Source organism: Paenibacillus sp. Y951 (assembly GCF_056786395.1).
This window is the reverse complement of the sequence record NZ_JBXCIY010000017.1, coordinates 63,086-87,168: the sequence shown is the minus strand read 5'-3', so window position 1 is coordinate 87,168 and position 24,083 is coordinate 63,086. Positions and strand designations below refer to the sequence as shown.

Sequence of the window (24,083 nt, the reverse complement as noted above, 5' to 3'; positions counted from 1 at the left end):
GGATTAAAAACGCTTTTGTAATCTGCATGCGCATGAAAGAAGAACATCGGAAAGCCGTATGAAGGAAAACTTCACGTACGGTTTGATGAGGAGGGGCTGAAATAATATTCAGCCTTTCACTCTAGATTGAAAGCAAGGAATACTGGAGGCAGTTACTGAAATTACTGAAAGGAAAGCGAAATAGAACAACAGCTAAAATCCGAGAGACTGAGCAGGAAATTAAAACGTGTAAGAAACGTTTAGTAAACATTAGCATGGATTATTATGATGGAGAAATTGCTGAGAAAATTTATAAAGGGATGTTATCTTAGACGGATGACATGGAGGCTACTCTGAAATAGAAATTATCTGACCTACATTCTATTTAAGAAGAGGTTGTTGGTTTTAAGTCTTATGATGAGTTGAAGAAGGAATTTTTGTGGTTTGCAATGTCTAAGGACTTATCTGCCGGAAATAAGAATTTAAGATTTGTTGATAGGATTGTAGTCAGTAAGGAGAAGGAGGTTGTTGTTAGTTATAGGTTTAAGTGAGAATCAGAGCAGCGTTCGGGCTGTTTTTATTTTGAATTTGTTTCATTTAAGTAATATTAATAGTCTTGTTGGTTGTAAATGAAATTTCTGGTAGAATTAAAATGAACTTTAGTTTGTAAATACATAATGATTCACACTAATGATAATATAAAAATGAATGAAGGTGCATGGAATGAATTTTTTTGAGGGTGAAATGTTACAAGGCTATAATACAGATGAAGGCAGTAGTGTAATACAAACGGAAGAACAAATTAACGAAAAGTATTCTAAAGGTGATGTAAGAATAGTAACTGAACAAGGACGGTTTCAGCTAACTACAATTGAATCTATTGTGGATGGCGAAGATTATATTCTTAATCCAGAATTCCAAAGAAGGCATAGATGGGATATAGAAAGAAAATCAAGATTAGTAGAATCATTTATTATGAATGTACCAGTTCCACCCGTTTTTTTATACGAAATAGACTATTCACTATACGAAGTAATGGATGGATTACAACGATTAACAAGTATTTATGAGTTTTATACAGATAAATTTGCTCTAAAAGGTTTAGAAGAATGGAAAGAATTAAATGGATTTAAATATTCGCAATTACCCTCGCAAGTGAGGAAAGGAATTGATAGACGATATTTATCTTCTATTATCCTTTTGAAAGAAACAGCAAAGACTTCTGAAGAATCTGAAAGGTTGAAACAACTTGTTTTTGAAAGAATCAATAGCGGTGGAGAGAAATTAGAACCACAGGAGACAAGAAATGCTCTATATAATGGCCCATTAAATCAATTATGTATAAAAATATCGAGAAACGAAAATTTCTGCAAAATATGGGGCATACCGGAACCAGTATCAGAAGAAATTGATGATGTAATTTCTACTGACCTTAAAGAAAATAGGCTGTTCAAAAAGATGGCAGATGTTGAATTAGTACTTCGCTTCTTTGCGTTTAGACACATAGATAAATGGGAAAAAATCAATTTAGAAGAATTCTTAGATTACTTCCTTAAAAGTGGAAATCAATTCAGTGCAAAAGTAATAGATAACTATCAAATCTTATTTAATAATACGATAAAATTGGTTTATGATGTCCTAGGAGAAGGAGCATTTAATTTATATAGAGTCAGAAATAACGAATGGAAATGGTACAACAGCCCTACTAGAGTAGTTTACGATCCAATAATGCAAGTATTCTCAATCAATATAGAATATTCGGAACTTTTGATAAAAAGTAAAGAAGAAATAAAATACAAATTAACCACCTTTTACAAAGAGAATTATGACGATTTTGAAGGCAGAAACACAGGTAAGTCACACGTGATTACTAGGACAAAAAAAATGCAACAATTCTTTGATGATTTTATTAAGGAGAAACTATGAATTCAGTCTTAATAGAACTTAAAAATGGTCTGGAAGAAATCAGAAAGTTTATTGAAAATAGCAAAATGCAAAATCAATTATTTGTAAATTATAAGAGAAGTGAAAATAGTGAGGACCTTATTTTACGACCAGTAGAAGTAGAAACTGAGTTCAGAAATTTTGTTTTACACTATGAATCGTTTAATAATAAAAAAATCTTTGAATATAATACAATTATTATTTCTTTATATGGATATTTTGAGAATTTTATAGAGCAAATTATTAAGGCATACTTACAATCTTTAAGCAGTTTTATAGATGAATTTCAAGATATGCCCCAAAAGGTTGTAGAAAATCATAACCAATTATCGGCCCTACTTATTACAAATATAAATATACCGAAATACCACGGAATAGTTTTAGAAAATAAAGTAGTTTCTAATATGGCATCTTGCCTAAATGGTAGAAATTATTCTATTAATGTAGATGCATATACATACCATACATCTAATTTTAGAGAAAAAGTTATAAATGAGTTTTTTTCTAAAGTTGGTATTGAAAACATCTCTTCTCTAATTCTTAGATATCCATTATTTAACGATTATTTGGCTACAAATGAGATAAATAAATCTATAGCTTTTAATATTATTAACGATTTGGCTGATAGACGTAATCAAGTTGCACACGGTTCAGTTGATACTATTATTGACAAAGATACTTTATCTCAATATATAGACTTTCTTGACTTATACTCTAGTTCCTTATGTGCAGTGCTTTTTATGAACATATTTGATTATCGTGTAAGAAACAATATTCATCAGTATATTCTGAATTCACCTATAGGAATTTATGGTAAGAATATTATTTGCTTTAAAATAAGAGATACAAATATTCGACTTGGTGATACATTATTTGCCAAAACAAATAATGTAGCAGAACCAATAAGACATGGAACAATACTCTCTATGTTTCTTAATGATACTGAGGTATCAGAAATTAAAGAAGAAGAAGAGGGAGAGATAAGTATAAAAGTCGATTTTAAGGTAAATGAAAGTTATGAATATTTCATACCCAAAAGCGGTGTATCTTATAATAATTCGTCTCCAAAATATCAGGATGTTGAAATTGGTTCTTTAGCCGAATCTGTTGTATAAGGAAATTCAATAAGGATAACAAAGTGTTTTTTTTTGAGAAAATAAAGTTTAACGTAGTACAAAATAAATTAATTTAAGATGTTGCTAAAATAGTACTTGAATTAAGTGTTACCTTTGATGATAGTAGGGGAATTATTACCGGTTCCAAGAATACAGTCCAAACTTCCGTAGGAATTATATATAATAGTATCGTCTGATTTTAAGTTTATTTCCATAGAGAATTACATTAGTAATGTAATTACAGAATCCTGTAAAGTAGGATCAAAGGAATGAAAGAAACTTAGACCTCAATAGTTTGATTGATTAATTGTATTCGCTAAATGAAATCTACTTTAATTCATATTGAATTAAAGTAGATTTCATTTGTATAATAACCCACAACATCTCCAAATAGTACTGCAGCCTACACACAACACAAAATGTATCGACAAACTTTAAAAAGAATGTCGATACATTTTTAGTTATTTATGTTATTAATATGAGTAGTGTTTTATATGGAAATAATAAATGTTTGATTTTAAATATTGGAAATTTCAAGTGTGAATTAATTAGTTTAGTGAATCTCTATTTGGGCTTATATATTTCAGTTGCTATTAGAATTCACTTTTATACTATGCTTCTATTAATGTATGTATTATAAATTTAAAACACAAATAGAAAGGAAAATAGTTTGTGAATAGACAAAATTGTCCTTGTTGTGGTTATCCTACATTAGAAGTACGAGGTGATTATGAGATTTGTTGTTTGTGTAATTGGGAAGATGACGGACAAGATGACCCTTACGCAGATGAAGTCTGGGGAGGACCAAATAAGAATTATTCGTTAACAGAGGCTAGGGAGAATTTTGAAAAATACTATATCATGTACCGAGATAAACTTAGGATTCAAAAACAAACAGACAAAGAAATTCTTACAAAGAAACAGTTAATAGTTGCTTTTGAAAGACTTAGAATTGCAAATGAATTATTTAAAGAGCAAGTGTGGAAATAAATTACATTCTATGAAAAAGTACTGGACGATATCCTTGAGGAAGCGGTTAATAACTTTAGTAGTAATATTGAGAAGAATCAGGATATTATTAATCTTATTAATTCTGATAATCCCGAGATAATAGTAAGAGGTTTACTTTCTCTGACTTTTAATGCGGAGGATGCTGATTTTGTCGAAGAAATAATGGCTCGATATAGCCAAAATACCAATGAAAACATAAGAGGAATAGCAATTTTATGTTTCGGTCATATTGCTAGAATACATAAAGTTATAAATAAAGCACGGATTATCCCACTTATTAATGAGGCATTAAATGATAAAAGTCAGTTTGTCAGAGGACATGCACAATCAGCAATAGATGATATAAATCTGTTTTGTGAGTAGTATGAAAGTAAAATAGTCAATCGTATGGAGTATATTTTTTTATGAAAAATGGTTTATAGAATTTTTTTACTCTTTTTTACGACATTATTGCTCATTGAACTAACAGGCAGAACACTTCCAACATATGGTGCAATGGAAGAAAGAGGACATGGTGCTCGTTCAGATGTAGAGGTTGTCCTTTTCAAGCCGACGGAGGGATTATTATTAGTAGGCAAACCGAGTGTAAACCAACAGGAATAAAGATATCCTACCCGTGGGTGGACTTGGGAAGTAAGTTGGTTGAAGCCAGGATAGAGCTAGAAGGTTCTACAAAAATCGGGATTATAACTGATTTAAATCTGGAGAATAAAAACAAGAGGGTAATTGGGACGAGATAATCTGCTTAGCTCCAGCCATGAATGAAGAGGCATATTTGAGGATGTTTAGAGAGTGGCATACATATATTAGATTCCTCAAAAAGATGAGGACCTAATTTGCCAAGTGGCACCCTTGTCGCAAATCAAAAATAGATGATGAGGTAACAATATGGAAAATAAAGAATCAGCAAAAGAGAGATTTTTAGGTACATTTTTTAGAGCAGTTAATGATTGGGATAAAGATATAGCAGAATCAATAGTCAGTGACGCTCATCCTAATTTTAAAAACGATATGCAGAAAATGATTGAAGAACAAGAAAATCACGGAAATGAAGTGAATTTTGGGCTTGGGCGAGAAACCTGGTACAGTAATGACTATTTTATTAATTGTATGATTCTGGACTTTATTTCGGATGCAGAAGGTGACCAGGACCTGGTTGATGAGCTAAAACTAATTTTTGTTGGAAAGACTCGCGAACCGGGAGTCGATGCAGTAGCTATGAACATGGATATGGAATCTGAAGGATATTTAATTATAATCACTTATGAAATGGATTTAAATATTCAGTTTTTTTCTGATTTTATATCATATCATGTATATTGTATGCAAATTGAAGATGAGTGTGAAATGGATAAGTTACTTCTGGGATTGTATGAATCATTCTTGAATTTGATTGACAAGGAAGCACTACTGAAAAAAGCTCAGGAATATGCTGCTAATGGCGTTCATATGGATGAAGTAGATCTTAATTCTCCTAGACTTATTATTGCATCAGAATTGTTTGTAGCAAGTATGCAATTTCTATTAGGTCATGAAATTGGTCATCATTTCTTAAAACACACAGAGTCGAATGGGAGAAACATTGTATCTAAATTCACACCGACGTATGTTAGCTCTGACCATTTAGATGAGTTTGCCGCAGATAATTTTGGAATTTATCTATCTATTATTCGAGGGAAAAAAGAGGATAATAAAAACTTTTTATTAGCTCCATTAATAGTAATATTAATGTTGGCTTTGTTTGATAAAAGCCCTGAAGAACCTTGTCAAACTCACCCTTCTTTGAGGGATAGGTATCTACACCTACTAAGTAGGGTGTCTGAAATCAATGAACAAGTCGCATCTGAACTTCAACATTTTTTTGATTTTGTTGCTTCTTGGATTAAAAGCTGTCTTCCAGTCGGTTACTGGAAAACAGAATGGTGGAAATAGTAAAAAGAAAGAAGAACGGTTATCGGGTACAGAGTCGCCGATGGCTACCATATTGCCGCGTTGGTCGCGGCTTTTTTATATTATAGAATTAAGTTTTTGTATTTTGTTTACCTATCGGAGAACGATACTACTATGACAATAATGGTAACTATTAACGTGATAGGTTGCCGTCATTTGTTAAAGTAAAGGGGCAGAATAGGGGAATAAAGGTATCGTTATAAGTGTCATTAAACAGTTTATAAGGAAGTGAAATATTGAGTAGAGCAGTAGAAATTCTAAAAAGTAACTATGAAGGAAAAAAAGGCAGTTTTATTTATTTCTTACACGAAGAATGTAAAGTTAAAAAGAATGCTTTTTGGGATTATTTCAACAGTATAGTGGATTTAACAAACGATACTTTAAATCAAGATAGCTTGGATAGAGAAATATCGCAGATGCTCAGCAAAACATACGCCTTTATAATGAGAAGTCTTCTTTGGCATTTTCATCCCAAAGATTTGTATAAGGTAGAAGGAATACCTAAGAAAAAGTTACACCTCTACATTGAAAGATTAGAGATTGCATATTTAGGGTACTTCAATGGTGAAGTATTAAAAGAAGAATTGTATGACGAGGATTTAGTAAACTTAAGAAATAAAAAAACGGTAATCCTATTCAACTAACAAGGGCTTTAGTTAATTAACGATGTCATACAAACGGGCGCGTTTGTGGAATTAAACTCATTCGTAGGCTATAAGGAGTGATAGTTACGCCTCTACAAATAACCTATACAAAACATAATGTAAATAATTACCCTAACAACTTCTCAAAATAGTTATCTGTAGCCAACAACCAACACATGTGGAGTGCTCAATATTGATGGTAATAAAAGAGAAATGACGCATTCGCTGAAGTAATGAACTAGACAAGTCCTAGTCTAAAGACTAGGCTAAAACACTTCCTAGGTCGGTTATATCATGCAAATTATGAAGCTATAATGGAGATATAACTTAGAGCGTGAGCTTATGAAACCGAAGGAAGTGTACGAAAATGAAGGCAATTGAAGCGACTGACAAAACGCCTACAGGTAAAGTGAACTGGGTGCTTTTTAATCCAAAAACCTATGCAACGATTCTCTATTTTTTGCTGTCTCTCCCCTTAGGGATTATCTACTTTACAATAGCGATAACAGGAATTGTTGTATCAATCGGTCTTGCTCCAATATTTATCGGAATACCGCTGTTTTTTGGGGTAGCGAAGCTGTTGAATGGGATAGTGAATTTTGAACAAAATATGATACGACAAATTTTGGGTTTACCGACTCCTAATGTTCCGTATACTAATAATCAGCAGTCTGAGACGGGGCAGAATTGGTTTATGCAAATGGTGAGAAGTTTTGATGGTAAGTTATTCATTCGCAATCTGCTGCTCGTGTTACTAAGATTTGTAACAAGCATCGTATTTTTTGTTATTATGGTAACGGCGATTTCACTAGCACTTGGATTTATTACTTTGCCAGCCGTGCATATCATTTTGATGAATGAAATCCAGGTTGATATTTTGGAGAATAGCTTGTTCAGTTATTTTCATATCGATTGGACGTTAAATCAGCAATATATGCTGTATGTAGGCTTTGGTCTTGTGCTCTTCTGGATCGCGCTTCGTATCGTGAATGGGCTTATGCAAATTCAACGCAGAATTATGTATGTAGATGAGCCATATCAGGAAACACAGACGCCAGTGCAATCTCAAGTAGCGGTTCAGACGCCATATTATGATTTTCCCGAGGATCAAGCCCCTCAAGGGATGATGCAGCCAGCCTATAGAGAGCTCTAGAATTTCTCTTTTTTTGAAATGTAAATTCGAGAAGAACACTCAGCAAAAGTGATGAGTGTTCTTTTCGTTTCAAGAATTTGAATCCTTTTCCACAAAAATAAAGTAATATAGGAATAGACTAGGTTAAAGGTATAAGGAGGGCAGTCAATATGGGGATTTTATCAAGATTTAATGATATTATGAAGGCTAATATCCATTCATTAATGGATCGAGCAGAAGATCCAATGAAGGTCATTGAGGATTATATGCGAAAGGCTAATCAAGATCTAGGGGCAGTGAAGGCAGAAACGGCAGCGGTAGCTTTGAATGAGCGGAGGTCTAAGGCTCAGCTCGATGAGTGTAATGCAGATATTAGGAAGCTGCAACGATATACAGAGAAATCCGTAGAAGCGGGTAACGAGATTGATGCGCTAAAATTTTTGGAGAAAAAAGCAAATCAGGCTGAGCGGTTAAATGAGCTACAATCGGCATACGAGCAGGCTGCGAAAAACGCAGAATGCATGAAGCAAATGCAGGATAAGCTTGTATCTGATATAGGTCAGCTGGAAGCAAGCTATTATGAGTTGAAAGGAAAGCTGGCCGTTGCAGCTCAATCCAAATTCGATTCCTCATTCGAAGCAGTGGAGGAAAAGGTGAATTTTGCTTTGGATAAAGCGGCGGCCCTTGCTGAACTGCAAGCAGATGATGAGAACGATGATCTGGACCGACGATTCGCACAATTCGAGAAGAATTTGGACTCGCAAGCAGATAGCTCTACAAGTGCCAAAGATGAGTTAGCTGCAATGAAAGAAAAACATGAGAATAAGCAATAATAATTTCTTTAGCTATTGAGGTGAGCAGATGCAAGTAGTTGATTATAAATGCCCAAGCTGTGGCAGTGGGATGACCTTTGATAGCGCAACTGGATCGTTGTCTTGTAGCAGCTGCGGAAGAAAAGAAGATATTGAGCAAATTCCTGATCCTCTTAAAAAGCAAGTATTTTCTGAGAATGAAGCTAACGAGTATCATTGTAATAGCTGTGGCGCAGTTATTATGACTGAATCAGAAACGGCTGCTACCGTATGCAGCTTTTGCAGCTCCGCTGTTGTTTTGGGTGATAGGCTAACAGGGAAGCTGGCGCCTGCAATGGTCATTCCGTTCGCAATTAGCAAAGAGGAAGCAATGAAGGCTTTTCAGAAGTGGTGCAAAAGGGGTTTGCTCACGCCTAAAGGATTTGTTACAGCGGATCGTATTAAAGGAATTACCGGATTGTATGTGCCTTTCTGGCTCTATGAGCTACATAATCTAGTCGAGGCACAAGGCCGTGCAACCAAAGTAAGAACCTATGTAAGCGGTAATTATCGCTATACGGAAACGCAGCACTTTGATATTTACCGTAAGCTTCGTTTGAATTATAAGATGGTGCCCGTAGATGCATCGGAGAAAATGAATGATCAGTTGATGGATAGGCTGGAGCCATTTCCTTACCAGCAGCTGAAGGATTTCAAAACGCCATATCTCGCTGGTTATATTGCAGAGAAGTACAGCTATGATGACGGTCAGCTACTTCCTCGGGCAAACGATAAAATTAAGCAATATATCGAAGCTTCCATTTCATCATCCGTGGCAGGTTATGCTACTGTTAATTTCAGTAATAAAAATATTAAAAATACATTTACAAATGCAGACTACTGTTTGCTTCCTGTGTGGGTCGTTCACTACGACTTCAATAAATTAGAGTATACTTTTGCTATGAATGGTCAGACGGGCAAAGTAGTAGGTAAGCCTCCGATCAGCAAGGCAAAGGTTTTGGCATGGTTCGCGGGAATTTTCGGCATCTCTTTATTGTCATTAAAATGCATTTCATGGATGATGGGGGGAGGATTTCTATGAAGAAGCATATAGTTCTTATTCTTCTGTCCTTCATAGTTATGCTGCTTGTGGGACCTGTCACTACGGTGATGGCGGAATCAGCGGAAGGTAAAATCTTAATCTATGATGAAGCCGAGCTGCTCAGTCAAGAAGAATATGATACGCTGAATAAGCTTGCGAATGAATTGGGAGCTGAGCGAGAAACAGACATTATTATTTTAACCACTGCCAATTCCGACAACATAGATGTCGTAAAATTAACCGATAATTTCTATGACGATTATGGACCAGGGTACGATAAACCTCATGGCAACGCCGTGATTTTGACGATGGATATGAGGAATCAGGATGTATACTTGGCTGGCTTCTATAAAGCAAAGCAATATTTGGATGATGAAAGATTGGATAAAATACGCAATAAGATTACGCCTTATTTATCGGATGGAGCTTATGCGGACGGATTTGAAAAGTATATAGCGACAGTACATCGATATATGAGTTTCAAGCCGGGTGTGAATCCAGATAATATTTTATTTAATAGTTGGTTCCAGTTAGGGGCAGCTGCAGTAATTGGAGCGATTGTCGTTATTATGATGGCTTACAACTCTGGCGGTCGAGTAACGGTAAATCGGAACACTTATGAGGATGCAAGCACCTCAGGAATGATCGATCGCAAGGATCATTACATTCGAACAACTGTAATTAAAACTAAAATCGAGAAGAACAAAAGTAGTGGTGGTGGAGGCGGCGGAGGTGGCATTACGGGCGGCGGCCATTCACATAGTGGAAGCAGAGGGAAATTTTAATTAATAAGTTTATGCTTTCGATGCTACTTTTTTTACAAAGAAGTAATTCTGGAGACTTACAAAAAGTTTTAGTTAATGCTATCGAAGTAACTTTTCAAATCCGAAAGTTAAATTGAAAGTATATGAAAAGTTTGAGGAGGGCTATAGATATGGTATTTTTCAAAAATCAATTTTCTAATGTGGTGGAATGGGAAGAGTTTAGAGATGATATGATTTTTTGGAAGTGGAGCAATCGTGAGATTAAGAAGGGGAGTAAGCTCATTATTCGCTCTGGTCAAGATGCGATATTTATTAATAACGGCAAGATAGAGGGATTGTTTGAGGATGAGGGGGATTATAATATTGATTCCGATATTATTCCTTTCTTATCTACTCTGAAAGGTTTCAAATTCGGTTTTAATAGCGGAATGCGTGTGGAAGTATTGTTCGTTAACACAAAGGAATTCACCGTCAAATGGGGGACTCAAAATCCGGTTCTTATCCCGACACCGCAGCTTCCAGGAGGCATGCCGATTCGTGCCAATGGTACGTTTAATTTTAAGGTCAATGACTATGTGACACTTATTGATAAAATTGCAGGCATTAAGAACAGCTATCTTGTAGAGGATGTTAAACTTCGAATTACTTCGGTGCTGGATCAACTACTTATGAAATGGATTAGCAGAGAAGGGAAGGATATGTTCAATCTGCAGGCAAATGCTTCTGATATCGCAAGAGGTATTCGCGAGGACCTGGACATGGAAGTGATGGATAACGGGATGACGATTACTGGATTTCAAGTGATGAGCTTCAATTATCCGAAAGAAATCCAAGATATGATTACGAAGACAGCTTCTCATGAAATGATCGGTAATTTGCAGAAGTATCAGCAGGTTAGTATGACGGACGGGATAGCATCGGGCAATGTTCAAGGCGGCGGTGCGGCATCGGATATGGCAGGTATGATGATGGGAATGAACATGGCTAATGAAATGATGAAAAATATGAACTCGAATCAGAGCCAAAGTCCCAATCAGCAGACTTCAGCTCCGAAAGCTTCAGAATCAGCACAAGTGCAACCAGATGCTTCTCAAGGCAGCATGAAACATAACTACTGTCCGAACTGCGGTACAAAGAATGAAGGTGCTAACTTCTGCCCTAATTGTGGTCATAAGCTGAATTAGCTGACGATTAGAGTGGAATGAGATTAATACATTTGTAAGAGCAGCCGAGCAAACTAGGCTGTTCTTTTTTCTATGGGGCGAACGGGTGATTTAATATAATTTCAGGTGTGATATTGATGCAAAAGGTTCATTGTAGATTCGATCAATCCAGATCAGCCGATTTTTGGCGACTATTATAAATGTTTTTCCGAAAATATTCGAATAATAGCAGCGAATGAAGTTTCATAATGAATCAAAGGGAGAGAAACATCTAACAATGAAAAAGATATTATTATTATTTGTATTAGCAATTTCTATGGTTACTATCCTTGCAGCATGTGGTGGGGAAGACAAGGTAATAGATTTTAAGAGTGAGGATGATAAGTATCAAGTAAGTGCCTCTAATAGTTGGAAAGATGCAAAAGGCTCGCTACATCCAGATGGTGACATTCAAATCTATGTTCCTTCAAAAGAAAAATACTTCATGACACTACTTGAATCCAAAGAGGATTTCACTGATTTTTCACTACAAGAATATTATGATTTAGTTACTATTATCGAAACGCCTACACATTATGGTCAAATGATGGCTTGGACGCTTAAGAGCAACTGGGATGAAAATAAAGATGAATATACGAATTTGACCAACAGTTTTAAAGAAGTAAATTAATCGCTGACTTATTGACCTGTTTGAGATACCCCATTAGTATTCCATATCTAATACCAAACTTCTTCAATATCCTACGGTTTGTTCCCAGGTAGAGTAGAATTAATTATTTTATATGAAAAACGGTTTTTCTCATAGTTTCTGTTATACTAAATGGAAGACTAGCGGAATCCGTTTCCCTTAAGGCATGCTGAGGCTGCCCCCATGGACTATGCGCGTAGCGCGGCAGGTGAAGAAGAAACGGGCAGGCTGATTTCATTTGAAGGCAGGAGTGCTGTAATTCATGAAAAAATACAATATGATGCGCCCGATATTACTCATTGCGGTTGCGCTACTGACGAAAAGCATTGTCACCAACATTTGCATTTTACTAGGTATGGAGCAAGATCCTGCAAGCAATTTAGGTTTCTTTGCGATGATAATCGCCGCATTTGTCATGTATTCCCGGTTTTCCAGGCAACGCCGCAAATAGACACGAATTCACATCAAAATAAGTAAGCAGTTGTGGGGCTGTCCAGCATAACATGTCATTGTAACATGATATGCTGGACAGCCCTTGTTTTGTGTTTGCAAGCAAGGCTAAGCGAGATAGAAAAAAACTACGTTTTTCACATGGCAGTTATACAAATTAATTAAATAATTTGTATGTGTTCTTTCCATTGTTTTTTGCATCGTACATGGCTACATCAGCGTGTATTAATATAGTATCTGCATCGACTCCGTGAGAAGGGGCGATGGCAATTCCAATACTCATTGTTACTTTAAATTGTTCTATAAGATCTAAACCATTTACATGCAATGGTTTATTCATTTCATCAATAATTCGTTGGGCAGTGTCCCCAACATCTTTTTCTCCTTTATATGTAATATCCGCTGTGTAGGTCTTTTCGGTTGTTAGAAGGTTATCCAATATCTATCTCCTATAACATTCCCAAAGCTAGTATGAGTAGTCTTATGATCTAAAATTCGATTAAATATACTGTGTCACTTTCCCTATTATTTTGAAGTTAATCCGATTTCATCCTAATTTGAACTATGGGTTGCAACAATATCTGAGTAGTCTGATTTTCTTTCAAAGATACTTATATCTGAAACACTCCATTTTTTGCTTAGCATTTTCATATAGCTAGTGCTCATATCGTCTAAGCATTTATTTTTTAACTCATCTGCTATACCAAGAGAGATTGAATAAAGTTCCTCTCCAATTGCTTATTTAATATCTGTTGAATACATATCAGATGCATAAATTGCTTTTTCAATAATTTGTGTTAGTGACTGTATTTGTTTGTCACGATCACTTTGTATTTCCTTATTTGTCGTGTAAAAAATAAACGAATAGGCAATAATCTCTACAGCAACTAGGATAACTGCTGTTCTATAAAATATACTATTACTTATTTTTACTAATGTCTTCCATTATATATTGTGTTAATTTAGCTCGAAAGTCCTCCTTCATTTTTACTAAAAAATAAAATTAAAGATAATTATTCTTTTTTGAAAAGAGTAATTGGCTTAAAATACGTTTGTTTCTAAGGGATAGTAGACCTACTCGCAATAATCTGATAATTTTAAGGGGATAGACTATGAAAGGGAAGGCGGTCTTGCTATGAATATACCTGATAATAAGGATGCGGGTACTTGGTCGATTGATAGTGAAGCAAATAGCTTGTTGATGTCGGATAGCTTCAAGGAATGGATTGGCTGTGCAAGCTTGGAGCCTACCGCGAGACCGAGCTTCTTATATGATGTTGTATATGAGCCGGATCGGCCAATGTTTAATGAGCATATGGCAAAGCTGAATTCTGGCGAGACCAGTAGCTTAGAGCATCGCATAGACATTGCTCCGAATGAGCTAAAATGGGTTCAAAGTATTGCGATACCGCTGCGCGGGCGAGATGGTGATGTGCAACGCATCGAAGGAGTAGTTTTGGATATTTCGGAGCAGAAAGCCGAGCAAGCGCGAATAGCAGATAAGTTGTCTACCTATCAGAAGGTGATGGATACGCTTGATGTCGCTGTTTGGTCTTACGATATGGCTGCAGGAAAAACGCTTTTTATATCGGAAGCAATTACTACTATTACAGGATATGAGATTGAGAGAGTGAAGGAGCATAGTTTTTGGCTCGACATCGCGCATGAGGAGGACAAGTCTTTTCTCGAGCAGGCAAAAGCCACGATGGGACTAGGCGGCAGTGATTATAGTAGCGAGCATCGTGTGATTCATGCTAATGGTGGAATCAGATGGCTTCAAGTCAAAGTTATTCCTTATCTGGATGGCTCTCGATCTGTCACTCGGCTTGACGGTATTGTAACTGATATTACTGCGAGGAAGACCTTAGAAGAAAATATACATAGAAGCGAGCAGCGTTATCGTTCGTTGTTTGAATATAATTTGGATGCAATTTGGGAATTAGATATACTAGGTAATGTGATCGCTCTTAATTCAGCAGTGAAAACTATGGAAGGAAAACGATTCGAATCGGCTCAGGATAGTGAGCCGTTTATTCCGGTCTTAGGCAAACAACAAACGGGGCGGATGAAAGATTATTTTGAGAGGGCGATTGAAGGGCAGTCCTTGCATTATAATATGACGACCAGCAGTGAGAATGGACAACAATTGCGCTGGGAGATGAAAAATATCCCGATTTTTGTAAATAATCGTATTGAGGGCGTTTTTGTTATTGCTAAAAATGTCACAGAACATAAAAAGATAGTAAAGGAGCTTGGGGCAAGCGAGGAACGCTACCGCAGACTGATTGAACTGTCGCCGCAGCCGATGATTTCAGCTTATAAGGGGAAAATCGTCTACAGCAATCCCGAGGGCTTGAATCTGCTGGGAGCTGAGAGTATGGAGCAGTTAATTGGAAAGTCGATATACGATTTTATTCACTCGGATTATCTAGAAACTGTAAAAAATAAGAGTCAGAAATTAATAAACAATAGTAATATAGAAGTAGAAGGGTATAAAATCATTCGCATCGATGATTGTGTAATTGAGACGGAAGCTATTGGCATTTATGATGACGAAACAGAGCTGACGCTCATTATATTAGTAGATATTACTGAACGATTGAAGATGGAGAGGGCTCTGCAAGAAAGTGAGGAACGGTATCGTCGGTTGGTGGAGCTGTCTCCGATCGCAATTGCTGTGTATAAAGATAGTGAAATTACGTATATCAATCCAGCTGGAGAGAGTATGCTAGGATTAGAGTTTAATAGAGAGACATCCGCGCTGAATATTATTGATATGATTCTTCCAGAATATCGTGAGTACGCGAGTGCGGCAATGGAGCATACGGCGTTGAACGGCTATTCCATCCCTGCTGAATATCAATTTAATCGTGCTGATGGGCAGGTTATTACAGCATCTATGCTATCTATTTATGATTCTCAATCTTCCTCTATTCAGCTTATGCTTCAGGATATTACGGAAAAGAAGAAGATTGAGCGGGATTTATTAGAGAGTGAGGAGCTGAGCAGGCAGCTTATTGAATTATCGCCCGAGGCTATCGTACTACATAAAGACTATAAATTTATTGATGTAAATATGGCGGGGCTGCAGCTATTCGGTGTATCAAGTCCGAGCGAATTGATCGGAAAAACGATATTCGATACGATTCCTCCCGAATATGGGGTGCCGGTAACCGAACGATTGGAGGAAATTTACAAGCAGCGCTCCGCTGTTTCCTCTCATGTTGAACAAAAGATTATACGTTCAGATGGTACTGAAATTGATGTGGAAGTGATCGCTAGCAGCGTGCCTTATAAAGGGGAAATTGCTGGGATTACATTGTTCCGTGATATTAGAGACTGGAAAAAGGCAGAAGAGGATCGGCAACGTGCGGAGCGAATCATTCGTGAAAGCGAAGAACGGTATTTCCAATTACAAACGAGCCTGGATCAGTTCTCCCATGATCTCTTCGGAGTTATGAAAATTAGTCAGATGAAGCAGCGGCTACTGCAAGAAGTAAGATCTGTATTGGGCGTTTCCAATGTTGACTTAATAGACGTAGAACATTGCGGGGATAAGCTATGCGAAATTATTGAAACTGACAAAGGCTACTCTATTAAAATAGGTGAAATTAAAGGTAAAAGCTGCTTACTTTATATACATGAAAAGCCGATAACATTAATGATAACATCTAAAAAAGTGTGGCTTGAAACGCTTACTCGCTATGTTAGCGTGCTATACGATAATTTTCTATTAATCGAGGATTTAACGCAACAGTTAGAGCAGGCAGTCTCGAAGCAGGTTGCTCCAACATGGCTTCTGCGCTTTATGTTTCAATTGTCCGAAAATGAGCGAAAGCGTCTTGCGCAGGATTTACATGATTCAGCGCTTCAGGAGCAAATTATTTGGTATCGCAAGCTCGATCTGCTTATAACTGATAAATCGCTAAATGAGGACATTAAAGGTCAGCTTAGCTTAATTTCGGAAGGGCTACTCGATGTCGTCTATCAATTGCGCATTACATGCAATGAGCTCAGGCCGCCTATGCTCATAAAGGATGGACTTATCTCTTCTCTGGAAGCGTTATTTGCGTTTACACAATTGCGTTCAGACTATCGTATCCATTTGGATGCTGAGTACTTCCAATATAAGCTGACAGACGATATCCTAATTAACTTATATCGTCTCGTACAAGAGCTACTGGCCAATGCTTCCAAGCATTCCTCGGCTACGGAGGTTCGCATTGTTATATCCAGCTCGGATGAGAAAATTAGCCTAGTGTATGAGGATAATGGAGTCGGCATGGATCTTACCCAAAATGGGAATTCACTTGATAGCATGGGTATGCATGGTATGAGGGAACGGGTTCGCAGCATGGAAGGAACGATTCAATTTCGTTCGTCCGCCGACGAAGGCTTGGCTGTTTATATATCTATACCCGCACAGTAGTGGTTCGTACTAAAAAGAGGTTGATCAAAAATAGATAAGGGGCAGGTATTGTGATTCATATTTTGCTGGTTGATGATCATCCTTCTGTTATGGAAGGTACCAAAATGATTCTCGAGCATGAAGGAGATATGAAGGTTTCCTTAGCGAATTCCGCTGAGGAAGTGCTAGAAATGGTAGCCACACAGTCTTTTCATGTTATGCTATTCGACCTTCATATTGCAGATGTTAATGGGATTGATCTAGCCGAGCAGGTGCTGCGAATGAATGAGGAAGCTATTATACTCATTTATACAGGCTTTGAATTCAATAATCATTTTAATTTGATGGTCGAAACGGGTATTTTTGGATTTATCTCTAAAACAACGACTAGAGAACAGTTGGTTACCTCCGTTCGCTGTGCCTTGAGAGGGGAAGTTATACTTCCATTCGCCTTGGTTAAACAGCTGAGAAGAACGATGCTGAGCGAAACAGCGGCTGCTGAAGAACAGGCAGCAACTCAAATTAGTAGCAATGAATGTGAAATATTGAAGCAAATCTCCAAAGGCAAGAGTAACAGAGAAATTGCTGAGATTGTACTGATGGGCCAACGATCATTGGAATACAGCTTAACAACGTTATTTCAGAAGCTTAATGTGAAATCAAGAATGGAAGCAGTTCTAAAGGCTAAGCAGCTAGGTATATTGAAGGATTCCGACTTCGATGCTTAGTTGAATTGGAATGAAGGATTAGCTTCGCTAAAAACTCCCGCTCATAATAATGTGAGCGGGAGTTTTTGCGTGCTACAGAGGACTAATCTAGCTGCTTTAGCTAATAATTATGCTGTTTGCGAGACAGCGCATAATTATTTGCGTGATCACGCCATATTTTTTCGGTTACCAAAAAGAACGAGCAGCTTATGATTGGTATAGTGCTTAACAATTAAAAATATTAAAGATGAGGTGTCGGAACATGAAATGGATCTATAATCTGAAAATGGCTGTGAAATTAGTTTCTGCATTTGTAATTATTGCTATTATTTTATGTGTGGTGGGAATTTACGGTATCGGTAATTTAGGTAAAATGAATAAAACAATCGAGGATATGTATGAAAATCGCTTAACACCGATTGCGGATTTAAACGCTGCACACCAATATCTTATCGAAAATAGAGTCTATATTCGTGATATTAACACAACAGCAAAAACAGCAGCAAATAAGAACGAATTCAAAGAAATGATAAATAGTAACCTTCAAAAAGTCGAAGAACTGCTTGTGAAATACGGCAAGACAGAACTGCATACAGAGGAAAGAGAAGTACTTAAAGACTATGAGGCGCTATGGCTGAACTATCGGGCAGGCTTAGATACAGCGATTACATTGAATGATACCGATATCAGTCCGGCTGAATACACGAATCATTTGCTTACAGATGGATTGCAGGATGCTACTGAAAAAGTAATTGACGTGATGGGCGCTTTGATTGTAATCAACCAGAAGCAAGCTGATGAGGCAAACACGGGTGCGTCCGAGCTCTATCAATCGACGCGCAACGTTACAATTTTAATTGTGATCATTGCATCAATTGCTAGTATCGGGTTTGGAGTTTTGATCTCACAAATTATAGTAAGACCATTACGTCGTGTGGTAGAGCTGGTAGGTAAAGTAGCAGACGGAGATTTAAGTGAAACATCGGATATTGATACCAAAGATGAGACTGGTGTACTGGCGAGTTCAGTCAATAATATGATTTTGACATTAAGAAAGACGATAGGTGGGATTCTTGTATCTGCGGAAAGCGTCTCAGCGGCAGCGCAGCAAATTTCGGCAAGTACGGAAGAGGTTGCTAGCGGCAGCATGAGCCAAGCTAACGCATCTCATACGATGAGCGAGTTGTTCCGAGAGTTGTCAGTAGCTATTAATTCGGTAGCGCAAGGGGCGGAGCAGGCATCTGAACTTTCGGATACAGCGATGCGTATTGCAGAAGACGGTGGTAGAGTCGTTGACAGTTCTATTCAAGGAATGACTAGAGTTAGTGATCAGATGTCTCACTTGGAAGAGGATTCACAAAAAATTGGAGAGATCATTGATGTTATCGATGAGATTGCGGAACAGACTAATCTTCTCGCGCTCAATGCGGCAATTGAGGCAGCTCGCGCCGGAGATCAAGGTCGCGGATTTGCGGTTGTTGCGGATGAAGTAAGAAAACTTGCTGAGCGAAGTAGTGAAGCAACAAAGCAAATTACGACGATTATTAAAGGGATGCAAAATAATACACATGAAAGCGTAAATGCGGTAGAAGAAGGGGTTGCCTCATCACAGAAAACGGGTGAAGCGCTGGAGCAAATTATGAGAGTTGTCAATGAGACGGCAGAGAAAGTCATGGAGATTGCTGCAGCGAGTGAGGAACAAGCGGCTCAATCGGTAGAGGTTCTGCAATCCATCGATAGTATTTCTGCGGCTACTGAGGAATCGGCAGCAAGCAGCGAGAAAACAGCATCGACAGCACAATCTTTGGCTCATCTTGCTGAGGAATTGAATAACTCCGTATCTATTTTCCGAATTAAGTAATTAAATTGCAAGAAGAGGAATAGAAGGAGGATTGTTCGTATGATCAGAAAAAAGTCAGGGATAACGATTAAAGCGCGATTGATTATAGCCTTTATGGCTATCCTAGTACTGCCTTGTGCGGCTATCGGTTGGTTTTCCTATCAGAAGGCCGCGGACGAGGTAACTGACCAAATTATATCGAATGCGCTGCAAGGGATTCAAATATCGAATAATCAGATTACAGATCTAGTTACTTCAGCTGCATCAGATATGGATTATCTTGCTGACCGGATTCATTCAGAAATGGTTGAAGGTCAGAAAAGTCCACAAATTCGTAAAATATTAGATCAATATATGGCTCTCCATCCAGGTTTCATATCTGTCTATCTAGGAACGGAGGACGGACTTATGCTTCGTTCTCCGAATCAGCAAATGGAGAAAGGTTATGATCCGCGGGTAAGAGATTGGTACACCAAAGCGATGGCTGATACAACGAAGGCGATCATTAACAAGCCATCTGTATCGGTTGCTGCGAATGAAATTGTAGTTGTTTCTTCAAAGGCAGTAAGCGATAAATCTGGAGTTATAGCAGCCAATATTAGTCTTAAGGAGTTAGGTGAGCTCATCAGTCAGATGAAGATTGGCACGGCTGGCTATGTAACTATTTTTGACCAAGAGCAGAACTTTCTGATTCATCCAACAAGAGAGCCGGGAACAAAAGCAACGGATGAGTTTGTCGCTGAATTTTATAAGTCGGACGCTGGTGTTGTCAATTATACGTTTGAAGGCGCGAAAAAAAGAGCGGTATTTATGACAAATGAATTGACGGGCTGGAAAATAGTCGGCAGTATTGAACTGGCAGAAATTAGCCAAGCGACCCGCAGTATTATGTATACAACACTTAATGTTATTATGATCGCACTTTTACTCGGCGCCGCTATTATTTACGGTATTATCCGTTCAATCACGCTGCCACTGAAACACTTAATGCATGCGACGGGGAAAATGGCGGAAGGTGATTTGACTGAGGAAGTAACGATTCGTTCTCAGGATGAAATCGGGCAATTAGCGGAATCAGTCAACCATATGATCCATAATTTGCGTGAACTGATCGGAGGAGTATCTGGCAGCTCGCAAAATGTAGCATCAGCATCTGAACAAATTTCAGCAACGACGGAAGAAATTGCGAAAGGTAGCGCTGTGGAGGCTGAAGCAACACAAATTATACAAGAACAGTTCAGTGAGCTGACGCTTGCGATTCATTCGGTTGCAAGAAGCGCAGAGGATGCGGCGGGATTAGCAGCCAGTACAACGTTAATTGCCCATGCAGGCGGCGAGCAGGTCAGTCACTCTGTCGACAGCATGGAGCAGGTCAGTTCACAGATGGAGCGGCTAGAAGAGGATTCCGTTAAAATTGGCGAAATTATTGAAGTCATTAATGATATTTCGGAGCAAACGAATTTACTTGCTTTGAATGCCGCGATTGAAGCAGCGCGTGCTGGAGAACAAGGAAGAGGCTTTGCTGTCGTCGCTGATGAAGTGCGCAAGCTAGCGGAACGAAGCGGAAAAGCTGCCACGGAGATTACAAAAATTATAAAGGGTATGCAAACAAACACGCATAATAGTGTATTGGCAGTAGCAAGCGGCGTTAGTCAATCCCAGGAGACAGGCCAAGCCTTCAAGGAAATTATGGCGATGATTAGTGATACCGAGCAGAAGGTTAATGAGATTGCAGCGGCGAGCGAAGAGCAAGCAGCGCAGGCGGAAGAGGTTATGCGATCGATAGAAAGTATTTCGGCTGCTAGTGAAGAAGCTGCGGCAGCAGCAGAGGAAACGGCAGCGACCTCATACTCATTGGCTCAGCTTGCTGAAGACTTGACTGATTCGATCTCTATTTTTAAAGTGAATAAATAAGTAAGGGGGATTAGGACGACTATGCAGACTATAGGTCAGGAGCAATATATCGAGTTTGCTATTGAAAAAGAGCAATACGGTATTTCAATACAGGATATTCATGAAATTATTAAGATGCAGGATATTACGCAAATTCCTAACGTGAAGCATTATGTAGAAGGAGTCATCAATCTCAGAGGGAAAATTGTACCTGTCATTAGTCTTCGGAAATTTTTTGGACTGGAAGTCATGGATTATTCGAGAACGACTCGTGTGATCGTGGTACATCATCAGGAGGATACTGTAGGAATTATTGTTGATCGGGTCAATAAAGTGACAACGTTCACGGATATTCAGCCACCTCCAGAGCGAGTTGGCGGTATCGACGGAAATTATTTCGTCGGCATCGGTTTGACGAACGATGGTCTTGTAGCTGTCTTAAAGCTGAATGAAGTGTTACTTCATGAACGGGAGTGATTGACCGATGTTATCAGAATATAAAGAGGTCTTTCTAGAGGAGCTCGAGGAACAGCTGCAGGTGATGGATGAGGTTATTATGCAGCTAGAGCAAGATGGTGAAACGGAGCAGGTCGTGCAAAGCTTGTTTCGGGCAGCGCATACGTTAAAAGGATCATCCGCTGCAATGGGTTATGAGGATATGAAGCAATTAACCCATGAGATGGAGCATTTGCTTGATCAGGTTAGGTGTAATGTATTGGCTGTGACAGCGCCCTTAATTGACCTTCTTTTTCAATCGCTGGACTGTCTGAAGGAGCTCAAAGATGATATATTGCGCAATGATGACTCGGAGACAGATATTTCCCAATGTGTACAAAATTTGCGGGCTTTTGTAGCTGCTCCAATTGAGCCAGTGGCATTATCGCAGGAAGTTAGCTTCTCTAGCCTACCTGAATTGAGCCTGCAGCAAAGGCTGAAAGTACAGGAAGCTCAGGATGATGGGCTACTTGTACACTGGATTCGTGTTAAGCTGTCTCCTAATTGTGTTATTAAAGGAGCACGCGTTTATGTGATCCATTCCAATCTGAGCAGCTGGGGCGAGGTTTATTATACTTCGCCTAATATTGAAGGACTTGAGGAGCAAGTTGATGATGCTCAAGTTGAATTCCAATTTCTATATGCGGGCACACAGAACAGCGAGGAGCTACAGGAGCTCACAGCTAGACTGACCGAAGTAGATTACGTGCATACGATTTTGTTGCCAGATGAAGCTAATATTGCTGAGGATCATGTTAACGCTAGCAATGCGAGCAGACAAGGAAACGAAGGATCTGCGGCCGCAACGCAAACGAATATGAGCTCATCTAAGTCGCCGACCATTCGAGTAAGCGTCGATCGGCTGGACCATCTAATGAATTTGGTCGGCGAGCTTGTCATTGACCATACGCGCATCGATCAGGTGGAGCGGATGCTAAGAAGCAAAAATGTGGATGAATCGGTAGAAGGACTTAGTCAGGTGTCTGATCATCTATCCCGCATTATTGCTGATTTGCAGGATAGCGTAATGAAGGCAAGGATGCTGCCGATTGAGCAATTGTTTAATCGTTTTCCACGTATGATACGTGATCTAACTCGTGATTTGGGTAAGGATATTGAACTGACAATCGGAGGCAAAGATACGGAACTAGATCGGACGATTATTGAGGAAATTGCTGATCCGCTTATTCATTTAATTCGGAATGCTGTTGATCATGGGATAGAAATGCCCCAGCAGAGGGTGCTGTCAGGAAAAGCACGCAAGGGGAGCCTGCAGATTAGAGCCGCACATGAGGATAATTTAGTCGTGATCTATGTAGAAGATGACGGCGCAGGTATCGATCCTGAGAAAATGAAGCAGTCCGCATTGAGAAAAGGGATTATTACTGTCGAAGAAGCGGAGGCGCTAAGTGATCGAGAAGCGATTGAACTGATTTTTAGACCAGGTTTCTCTACCGCCAGCAGTGTCAGTGATGTTTCTGGGCGCGGTGTAGGAATGGACATTGTTAGAAGTCATATTCAGAAACTGAACGGCTTGATTGATATTGAGACAAAGCTCGGAGAAGGAACACGCTTCAAGATCAAGCTGCCATTAACGCTAGCCATTATTATTGGACTGCTTGTTAAGCTGAATGATCAGACCTTTATCATTCCGATGGGCAATATTGCTGAGATTGTTAGAATATCGCATGATGACATAACGATGGTGCGCGGACAACCGGTTATTTTATTACGTAATCAGATCATTCCGATTGTGTGGCTGCATGATCGTTTCAATATGCCGCGAGCGGAGCAGAGAAAGGGCCATATTCAGTTAGTTATTGTCGGTTCTGCCGAGAAAAGAATGGCGCTGGCTGTTGATGAACTGATCGGCAATCAAGAAATTGTTATTAAGTCACTAGGCTCCTATATAGGCAAGGTGGGAGGTATCGCCGGCTCGACTATATTAGGCGATGGTAAAGTCGCTTTAATTCTTGAGGTGTCGGGGATTATTAATCAACGATAAAG

The 24,083-nt window shown here is 38.5% G+C and carries 21 protein-coding genes; 20 read left to right on the top strand and 1 reads right to left on the bottom strand.

The features are described 5' to 3' along the window. Window positions 1–702 precede the first annotated feature (702 nt). The 14 genes from AC1TPB_RS19970 (at window position 703) to AC1TPB_RS19905 (ending at window position 12,734) form a co-directional block, all read left to right on the top strand. Complete coding sequence (locus AC1TPB_RS19970) at window positions 703–1,905, top strand: GmrSD restriction endonuclease domain-containing protein (protein ID WP_482078146.1); 1,203 nt, start codon at window positions 703–705, stop codon at window positions 1,903–1,905. After that, window positions 1,902–3,038, top strand: coding sequence for an MAE_28990/MAE_18760 family HEPN-like nuclease (locus AC1TPB_RS19965; RefSeq protein ID WP_482078145.1), 1,137 nt, complete (start codon window positions 1,902–1,904; stop codon window positions 3,036–3,038). The genes AC1TPB_RS19970 and AC1TPB_RS19965 overlap by 4 nt, the downstream gene beginning before the upstream one ends. Before the next feature lie 672 nt (window positions 3,039–3,710). Continuing rightward, the gene (locus AC1TPB_RS19960; RefSeq protein WP_482078144.1) at window positions 3,711–4,028 is read left to right on the top strand and encodes a CPCC family cysteine-rich protein; all 318 of its coding nucleotides are present in this window, start codon (window positions 3,711–3,713) and stop codon (window positions 4,026–4,028) included. 183 nt (window positions 4,029–4,211) lie between these two features. Further along, window positions 4,212–4,412 (top strand): hypothetical protein, encoded by a 201-nt coding sequence (locus tag AC1TPB_RS19955; RefSeq protein ID WP_482078143.1) that lies wholly within the window; start codon window positions 4,212–4,214, stop codon window positions 4,410–4,412. 48 nt (window positions 4,413–4,460) lie between these two features. Continuing rightward, a complete protein-coding gene (locus AC1TPB_RS19950; RefSeq protein ID WP_482078142.1) occupies window positions 4,461–4,652 on the top strand; it encodes a hypothetical protein in 192 nt (63 codons plus the stop codon). Between the two features lie 285 nt (window positions 4,653–4,937). Further along, complete coding sequence (locus AC1TPB_RS19945; RefSeq protein WP_482078141.1) at window positions 4,938–5,981, top strand: hypothetical protein; 1,044 nt, start codon at window positions 4,938–4,940, stop codon at window positions 5,979–5,981. A gap of 254 nt (window positions 5,982–6,235) precedes the next feature. Then, the gene (locus AC1TPB_RS19940) at window positions 6,236–6,643 is read left to right on the top strand and encodes a hypothetical protein (RefSeq protein WP_482078140.1); all 408 of its coding nucleotides are present in this window, start codon (window positions 6,236–6,238) and stop codon (window positions 6,641–6,643) included. Between the two features lie 367 nt (window positions 6,644–7,010). After that, window positions 7,011–7,796 (top strand): sensor domain-containing protein, encoded by a 786-nt coding sequence (locus AC1TPB_RS19935; protein WP_482078139.1) that lies wholly within the window; start codon window positions 7,011–7,013, stop codon window positions 7,794–7,796. A 149-nt stretch (window positions 7,797–7,945) separates the two neighbouring features. Continuing rightward, on the top strand, window positions 7,946–8,608 hold the full coding sequence (locus tag AC1TPB_RS19930) for a PspA/IM30 family protein (RefSeq protein WP_482078138.1): 663 nt from the start codon (window positions 7,946–7,948) through the stop codon (window positions 8,606–8,608). A gap of 28 nt (window positions 8,609–8,636) precedes the next feature. After that, the gene (locus AC1TPB_RS19925; RefSeq protein WP_482078137.1) at window positions 8,637–9,668 is read left to right on the top strand and encodes a TFIIB-type zinc ribbon-containing protein; all 1,032 of its coding nucleotides are present in this window, start codon (window positions 8,637–8,639) and stop codon (window positions 9,666–9,668) included. Then, a complete protein-coding gene (locus AC1TPB_RS19920; RefSeq protein ID WP_482078136.1) occupies window positions 9,665–10,453 on the top strand; it encodes a TPM domain-containing protein in 789 nt (262 codons plus the stop codon). Before AC1TPB_RS19925 ends, AC1TPB_RS19920 begins: the two co-directional genes overlap by 4 nt. A gap of 149 nt (window positions 10,454–10,602) precedes the next feature. Then, window positions 10,603–11,616 (top strand): SPFH domain-containing protein, encoded by a 1,014-nt coding sequence (locus tag AC1TPB_RS19915; RefSeq protein ID WP_482078135.1) that lies wholly within the window; start codon window positions 10,603–10,605, stop codon window positions 11,614–11,616. Window positions 11,617–11,872: 256 nt separating this feature from the next. Continuing rightward, complete coding sequence (locus AC1TPB_RS19910) at window positions 11,873–12,265, top strand: hypothetical protein (protein ID WP_482078134.1); 393 nt, start codon at window positions 11,873–11,875, stop codon at window positions 12,263–12,265. Between the two features lie 280 nt (window positions 12,266–12,545). Then, the gene (locus tag AC1TPB_RS19905; protein ID WP_482078133.1) at window positions 12,546–12,734 is read left to right on the top strand and encodes a hypothetical protein; all 189 of its coding nucleotides are present in this window, start codon (window positions 12,546–12,548) and stop codon (window positions 12,732–12,734) included. A gap of 156 nt (window positions 12,735–12,890) precedes the next feature. Here the strand turns inward: AC1TPB_RS19905 and AC1TPB_RS19900 are convergent, their stop codons facing one another. Continuing rightward, on the bottom strand, window positions 12,891–13,172 hold the full coding sequence (locus tag AC1TPB_RS19900; protein ID WP_482078132.1) for a diguanylate cyclase domain-containing protein: 282 nt from the start codon (window positions 13,170–13,172) through the stop codon (window positions 12,891–12,893). Window positions 13,173–13,868: 696 nt separating this feature from the next. On the opposite strand from AC1TPB_RS19900, the gene AC1TPB_RS19895 reads away from it, so the two are divergent. The 6 genes from AC1TPB_RS19895 to AC1TPB_RS19870 all read left to right on the top strand — a co-directional run bounded on the left by AC1TPB_RS19895 (window position 13,869) and on the right by AC1TPB_RS19870 (window position 24,081). Beyond that, the gene (locus AC1TPB_RS19895; RefSeq protein WP_482078131.1) at window positions 13,869–17,162 is read left to right on the top strand and encodes a PAS domain S-box protein; all 3,294 of its coding nucleotides are present in this window, start codon (window positions 13,869–13,871) and stop codon (window positions 17,160–17,162) included. Window positions 17,163–17,212: 50 nt separating this feature from the next. Beyond that, complete coding sequence (locus AC1TPB_RS19890; protein ID WP_482078130.1) at window positions 17,213–17,869, top strand: response regulator transcription factor; 657 nt, start codon at window positions 17,213–17,215, stop codon at window positions 17,867–17,869. Between the two features lie 241 nt (window positions 17,870–18,110). Beyond that, window positions 18,111–19,709 (top strand): methyl-accepting chemotaxis protein, encoded by a 1,599-nt coding sequence (locus AC1TPB_RS19885; protein ID WP_482078129.1) that lies wholly within the window; start codon window positions 18,111–18,113, stop codon window positions 19,707–19,709. A 39-nt stretch (window positions 19,710–19,748) separates the two neighbouring features. After that, entirely contained in the window at window positions 19,749–21,602 is a 1,854-nt protein-coding gene (locus AC1TPB_RS19880; protein ID WP_482078128.1) for a methyl-accepting chemotaxis protein, read from the top strand. 21 nt (window positions 21,603–21,623) lie between these two features. Continuing rightward, on the top strand, window positions 21,624–22,058 hold the full coding sequence (locus tag AC1TPB_RS19875; RefSeq protein WP_482078127.1) for a chemotaxis protein CheW: 435 nt from the start codon (window positions 21,624–21,626) through the stop codon (window positions 22,056–22,058). A gap of 7 nt (window positions 22,059–22,065) precedes the next feature. Further along, window positions 22,066–24,081, top strand: a complete 2,016-nt coding sequence (locus AC1TPB_RS19870; protein ID WP_482078126.1) for a chemotaxis protein CheW — start codon at window positions 22,066–22,068, stop codon at window positions 24,079–24,081. Window positions 24,082–24,083: the final 2 nt, after the last annotated feature.

Coding starts and splice junctions, on each gene's coding strand:
- AC1TPB_RS19970 (WP_482078146.1), top strand. CDS start 703: ATGAATTTTTTTGAGGGTGAAATGTTACAAGGCTATAATACAGATGAA.
- AC1TPB_RS19965 (WP_482078145.1), top strand. CDS start 1,902: ATGAATTCAGTCTTAATAGAACTTAAAAATGGTCTGGAAGAAATCAGA.
- AC1TPB_RS19955 (WP_482078143.1), top strand. CDS start 4,212: ATGGCTCGATATAGCCAAAATACCAATGAAAACATAAGAGGAATAGCA.
- AC1TPB_RS19950 (WP_482078142.1), top strand. CDS start 4,461: ATGGTTTATAGAATTTTTTTACTCTTTTTTACGACATTATTGCTCATT.
- AC1TPB_RS19945 (WP_482078141.1), top strand. CDS start 4,938: ATGGAAAATAAAGAATCAGCAAAAGAGAGATTTTTAGGTACATTTTTT.
- AC1TPB_RS19935 (WP_482078139.1), top strand. CDS start 7,011: ATGAAGGCAATTGAAGCGACTGACAAAACGCCTACAGGTAAAGTGAAC.
- AC1TPB_RS19930 (WP_482078138.1), top strand. CDS start 7,946: ATGGGGATTTTATCAAGATTTAATGATATTATGAAGGCTAATATCCAT.
- AC1TPB_RS19925 (WP_482078137.1), top strand. CDS start 8,637: ATGCAAGTAGTTGATTATAAATGCCCAAGCTGTGGCAGTGGGATGACC.
- AC1TPB_RS19920 (WP_482078136.1), top strand. CDS start 9,665: ATGAAGAAGCATATAGTTCTTATTCTTCTGTCCTTCATAGTTATGCTG.
- AC1TPB_RS19915 (WP_482078135.1), top strand. CDS start 10,603: ATGGTATTTTTCAAAAATCAATTTTCTAATGTGGTGGAATGGGAAGAG.
- AC1TPB_RS19910 (WP_482078134.1), top strand. CDS start 11,873: ATGAAAAAGATATTATTATTATTTGTATTAGCAATTTCTATGGTTACT.
- AC1TPB_RS19905 (WP_482078133.1), top strand. CDS start 12,546: ATGAAAAAATACAATATGATGCGCCCGATATTACTCATTGCGGTTGCG.
- AC1TPB_RS19895 (WP_482078131.1), top strand. CDS start 13,869: ATGAATATACCTGATAATAAGGATGCGGGTACTTGGTCGATTGATAGT.
- AC1TPB_RS19885 (WP_482078129.1), top strand. CDS start 18,111: ATGAAATGGATCTATAATCTGAAAATGGCTGTGAAATTAGTTTCTGCA.
- AC1TPB_RS19880 (WP_482078128.1), top strand. CDS start 19,749: ATGATCAGAAAAAAGTCAGGGATAACGATTAAAGCGCGATTGATTATA.
- AC1TPB_RS19875 (WP_482078127.1), top strand. CDS start 21,624: ATGCAGACTATAGGTCAGGAGCAATATATCGAGTTTGCTATTGAAAAA.
- AC1TPB_RS19870 (WP_482078126.1), top strand. CDS start 22,066: ATGTTATCAGAATATAAAGAGGTCTTTCTAGAGGAGCTCGAGGAACAG.